Genomic DNA, 271 nt, shown 5'->3' on the forward strand with positions numbered 1-271 from the left:
TGTAAACGATGGTGGCGCGGTCGTCGCCGTGGGAGGCGTTCTTGTATTCCCAGAATTCGGCATCGGTGACGCTTTCGCCATAGGTCTTGATGGCGTTCAGGCCGCCTGCTTCGATGACGAACACGTTGCGCAGGGTGGGTACCTCGCTGCGCACGGATTCAATCTTGTCGCGCTGACCGTCATCCTCGGCGATGGCGAGCGTGACCTTGGAATCGTTGAAAATCCAGCTGACCTGGCTGGCGGAGTTGGTCTCATATACCGGCACGGTGAG

At 59.0% G+C, this 271-nt stretch carries 1 protein-coding gene; it reads right to left on the minus strand.

Annotated elements, in window-relative coordinates:
* A partial coding sequence (locus tag EIK80_RS25945; RefSeq protein ID WP_148099161.1) for an AMP-binding protein occupies positions 1 to 271 on the minus strand: 271 nt, incomplete at both ends.

The organism is Caulobacter sp. 602-1 (genome assembly GCF_003931565.1).
Lineage (GTDB): Bacteria > Pseudomonadota > Alphaproteobacteria > Caulobacterales > Caulobacteraceae > Caulobacter.